This is a genomic window from Frateuria sp. (assembly GCF_013362045.1).
Lineage (GTDB): Bacteria > Pseudomonadota > Gammaproteobacteria > Xanthomonadales > Rhodanobacteraceae > Frateuria_A.
Map to the genome: position 1 here is coordinate 1 of NZ_JABFWW010000188.1, position 3,953 is coordinate 3,953.

Annotated in this window: 5 protein-coding genes; 2 read left to right on the plus strand and 3 right to left on the minus strand. The window is 71.6% G+C overall.

What is annotated here, in order from left to right:
* The 3 genes from HOQ08_RS08695 to bioB all read right to left on the minus strand — a co-directional run.
* A partial coding sequence (locus HOQ08_RS08695) for a sulfurtransferase (protein WP_291193348.1) occupies positions 1 to 828 on the minus strand: 828 nt, incomplete at its 3' end.
* 26 nt (positions 829 to 854) lie between these two features.
* Entirely contained in the window at positions 855 to 2,018 is a 1,164-nt protein-coding gene (gene bioF / locus HOQ08_RS08700; protein WP_291193350.1) for an 8-amino-7-oxononanoate synthase, read from the minus strand.
* A 164-nt stretch (positions 2,019 to 2,182) separates the two neighbouring features.
* Complete coding sequence (bioB, locus tag HOQ08_RS08705; RefSeq protein WP_291193352.1) at positions 2,183 to 3,184, minus strand: biotin synthase BioB; 1,002 nt, start codon at positions 3,182 to 3,184, stop codon at positions 2,183 to 2,185.
* Positions 3,185 to 3,328: 144 nt separating this feature from the next.
* On the opposite strand from bioB, the gene HOQ08_RS08710 reads away from it, so the two are divergent.
* Together HOQ08_RS08710 and HOQ08_RS08715 are read left to right on the plus strand one after the other, a co-directional pair.
* Positions 3,329 to 3,535, plus strand: a complete 207-nt coding sequence (locus HOQ08_RS08710; RefSeq protein WP_291193354.1) for a hypothetical protein — start codon at positions 3,329 to 3,331, stop codon at positions 3,533 to 3,535.
* 12 nt (positions 3,536 to 3,547) lie between these two features.
* The coding region (locus HOQ08_RS08715) for a double zinc ribbon domain-containing protein (protein WP_291193356.1) at positions 3,548 to 3,953 on the plus strand (406 nt) is incomplete at its 3' end.

Sequence of the window (3,953 nt, forward strand, 5' to 3'; positions counted from 1 at the left end):
AGAGGGTTGGGGTGAGGGGTCAGGGCTCGCGGGCAAGATTCCTCTGGCGAGCTTTTCGCAAGATTGGCCCCTCACCCCAGCCCTCTCCCCAGAGGGGAGAGGGAGCGGGGTGGGTCCGAGGCTTTTATCGATTGCGCCGCGCCCGTCGAACACGAAGCAATCGCCTTCCCAGTGGCTGCCGTCGGTCTCCTCCAGGTATTTCAGGATGCCGCCTTCCAGCTGCAGCACCTCGCCCAGTCCCTGCGCCGAAAGATGCAGCGCCGCCTTCTCGCAGCGGATGCCGCCGGTGCAGTAGGAGACGATGGTCTTGCCCAGGTAGCGCTCGCGGTCGGCCAGCACGGCCTCGGGCAGGGCAGTGAAGCTCGGGATGCGGTAGTCGAGCGCGCCGGCGAAGCGGCCGACGTCGGTCTCGTAGGCGTTGCGGGTATCCAGCAGCAGTACCGGGCGGCCCGCATCGTCATGGCCCTGGTCCAGCCAGCGCTTGAGCGTGGCCGCATCCACCGCGGGCGCGCGGCCTGCGTGCGGCGCCACCGGCGCGCGCAGGGTGATGATCTCGCGCTTGAGCCGCACGCGCAGGCGGCCGAATGGTGCCTGGTCGGACAGCGATTCCTTCACCGCCAGGCCGGCGAAGCGGATGTCCCCGCGCAGCCAGGCGAGGAACGCATCGACATCCGCGCGCGCGCCGGCCAGGAACAGGTTGATGCCCTCGGGCGCAAGCAGGACGGTGCCCTTGAGCGACGCGGCCTCGGCGCGCGTGCGCAGGGCATCGCGCAGCGCGGGCAGGTCCGCGAGCGGGACGAAACGGTAGGCGGCGACGTTGACGATCATGGGGTGGAGGTACGGCGAGCAGCCGATTATACCGGCGCCTGGCCATGCGCCCGCGGCAGTGCCGCCAGCGCGTCGAGCAGGCGGTCGACGTGCTCCTCCTCGTGCGCGGCGCTCAGCGTGACGCGCAGGCGCGCCTGCCCGACCGGCACCGTAGGCGGTCGGATCGCGGTCACCAGCAGGCCGCGCTCCTCCAGTGCGGTCGCGGCGGCGAGCGCAGCGGCCGCGTCGCCCAGCAGCAGCGGCTGGATCGGCGTATCCGAAGGCGCCAGCGGCAGGTCCAGTCGTGCGGCGCCCTGGCGGAAGCGTGCGATCGACGCGGCGAGCTTTTCGCGGCGCCAGCCGTCCGTGCGCGCCAGTCGAACCGCTGCAAGTGCGGCGGCGGCGAGCGCCGGCGGCATCGCGGTGGAGTAGACGAAGGTGCGCGCAAACTGGGTGAGGTCCTCGATGAGGGTCGCCGGCCCGGCGACGAAGGCGCCGTGCGTGCCCAGCGCCTTGCCCAGCGTGGCCATCAGCACGGGCACTTCGCGCATTCCCAGGCCGGCCTCGGCGACGCTGCCGGCGCCATCGGGCCCGAGCACGCCCAGGCCGTGCGCGTCGTCGACCATCAGCGTGGCGCCCTCGTGCCGGCACAGCGTGGCCAGTTCGCGCAGCGGGGCGCGGTCGCCGTCCATGCTGAACACGCCGTCGGTGGCGAGCAGGGCGGCGGCGCCGGGTTCGACGGCCAGCTGGCGCGCGGCGGCCGCGGCGTCGCCATGCGGGTAGCGCTTGAGCGTGGCGCCGGCCAGCGTGGCGCCATCGAGCAGGCAGGCGTGGTTGAGCCTGTCCTGCACGCACAGGTCGCCACGGCCCAACAGCGCCTGCATCGCGCCCAGGTTGGCCATGTAGCCGGTGGAGAACAGCAGCGCTCGCTCGCGGCCGGTCCACTCGGCCAGCGCCTCTTCCAGCATCGCGTGCTCGCGGCGGTGGCCGCAGACCAGGTGCGCGGCGGTGCTGCCCACGCCCTCGTCGTCGGCCACGCGCTTGAAGGCCGCGATCAGCTGGGGGTGCCCGGCCAGGCCCAGGTAATCGTTGGAGCAGAAGGCGAGCAGGCGGCGGCCGTCGACTTCCAGCCATGGGCCTTCGGCGTGGTCGATGGTGCGGGTGCGGCGAAGCAGGCCGGCGGCGGCGCGTTCGGACGTATGGGTGGCCAAACGTTGCAGGAGGTCGACACGCTTGGCTCCCGTTCCCCCGGCGGAGCCGGGGGAGCGGTTTGGGGTGAGGGGGGCTCTTGGCTGTTCGATGGTCATGGTCAGAGCAAGGGCCTCCCCCTCTCCCCAGCCCACTCCCCCGGCTCTGCTGGGGGGAGTGGCGCAGATCAGGCGGATTCGAGGATGTCGGCGTGCACGGTACCCGAATGCTCGACCACTTCCATCGGATGCAGGTCCAGCCGCGCGAACAGCGCGCGGTCGGCGGCCACGTCCGGATTGCCGGTGGTCAGCAGCTTCTCGCCGTAGAAGATCGAGTTGGCGCCGGCGTGGAAGCACAGCGCCTGCACCGCTTCGTCCATCTGCTGGCGGCCGGCGGACAGGCGCACCACCGAGGCCGGCATCAGGATGCGCGCCACCGCGATGGTGCGCACGAACTCGAACGGATCGAGCGCCGCGGTGCCGTGCAGCGGCGTGCCCTCGACCTGCACCAGCCGGTTGATCGGCACCGACTGCGGATGCTCGGGCAGGTTGGCCAGCGTCTGCAGCAGGCCGGCGCGCTGCTCGCGCGACTCGCCCATGCCGACGATGCCGCCGCAGCAGGTCTTCAGGCCCACGTTGCGCACGTGATCCAGCGTGTCGAGGCGGTCCTGGTATTCGCGCGTGTGGATGATCTGGCCATAGAACTCCGGCGCGCTGTCGAGGTTGTGGTTGTAGTAGTCCAGGCCCGCCCGCTTGAGCGTGCCGGCCTGCTCGCCGCTCAGCATGCCCAGCGTGGCGCAGGTTTCCAGGCCCAGCGCCTTCACCGCGCCGACGATTTCCGCGACCTTGGCCACGTCGCGGTCCTTCGGGCTGCGCCAGGCCGCGCCCATGCAGAAGCGGCTGGCGCCGGCGTCGCGCGCGGCCCGCGCGCGCTCGAGCACGGCCTCCACGCTCATCAGCTTCTCCGCCTGCACGCCGGTCTGGTAGCGCTGCGCCTGCGGGCAGTAGGCGCAATCCTCCGGGCATCCGCCGGTCTTGATCGACAGCAGCGTCGAGACCTGCACTGCGTTGGGATCGTGGTGTTCGCGGTGCACCGTGTGTGCGCGGTGCAGCAGGTCGTTGAACGGCAGCGCGAAAAGTGCGGCGACCTCCGCGCGCGTCCAGTCGTGGCGGATGGGAGAGGGGCTCATGCAGCGAAGGCTCCGCGTGGGGATGCGGCAGTTTGGGAGCGGCCTGGAAAGGTGTCAACCAAATTGCGGATAGCGCCGGTTGACGGACACCGCGCCCACGCCGTCCGCTACCATCCTGCGGACCCACCCCAGCGGAGAACCACGATGAGCGCAGGTCAGGGCAGCACCGGCAACGTGATCGCCGCGGTGTGCAGCTTCTTCATTCCGGGGCTGGGCCAGCTGGTGCAGGGACGGCTGCTCAAGGCGATCGTGATGTTCGTGCTGGCGATCGCGCTGTGGATCGTGTGGCTGGGCTGGCTCATCCACCTGTGGTCGATCCTCGACGCGGCGCTCTACAAGCCGCAGGGGTAGTGGTCGATGCGCATGGATGCGCCCTTGCAAACCCTGCGGCGGCTGCACCGCTGGCTGCTGCCATGGCGCTGCCTGCTCTGCGGCGATGCCGGTGCTGACGGGCTGGACGTGTGCGTGGCCTGCGCCGCCGAACTCCCCCGCAACACCAGCTGCTGCGCGCGCTGTGCCCTGCCGTTGCCGAGTCCGGCGGCACTGTGTGGCGCCTGCCAGCGCAAGCCGCCGCCGTGGGATGCGGCGTGGGCGCCGTTCCGCTACGGCTGGCCGCTGGACCGGCTGGAGGCGCGCTACAAGTTCGGCCGCGACCTGGCCGCCGGGCGCACGCTGGCGCAGCTGTGGTGCCGCGCGGCCGCACCCGCCCCGCCGCCACAACTGATCCTGCCGGTGCCGCTGCACCGCGCGCGGCTGCGCCAGCGTGGCT

What these genes read in the sequence shown, in the direction of transcription:
- bioB (WP_291193352.1), bottom strand. Translation starts at nt 3,184, where the DNA reads ATGAGCCCCTCTCCCATCCGCCACGACTGGACGCGCGCGGAGGTCGCC.
- HOQ08_RS08710 (WP_291193354.1), top strand. Translation starts at nt 3,329, where the DNA reads ATGAGCGCAGGTCAGGGCAGCACCGGCAACGTGATCGCCGCGGTGTGC.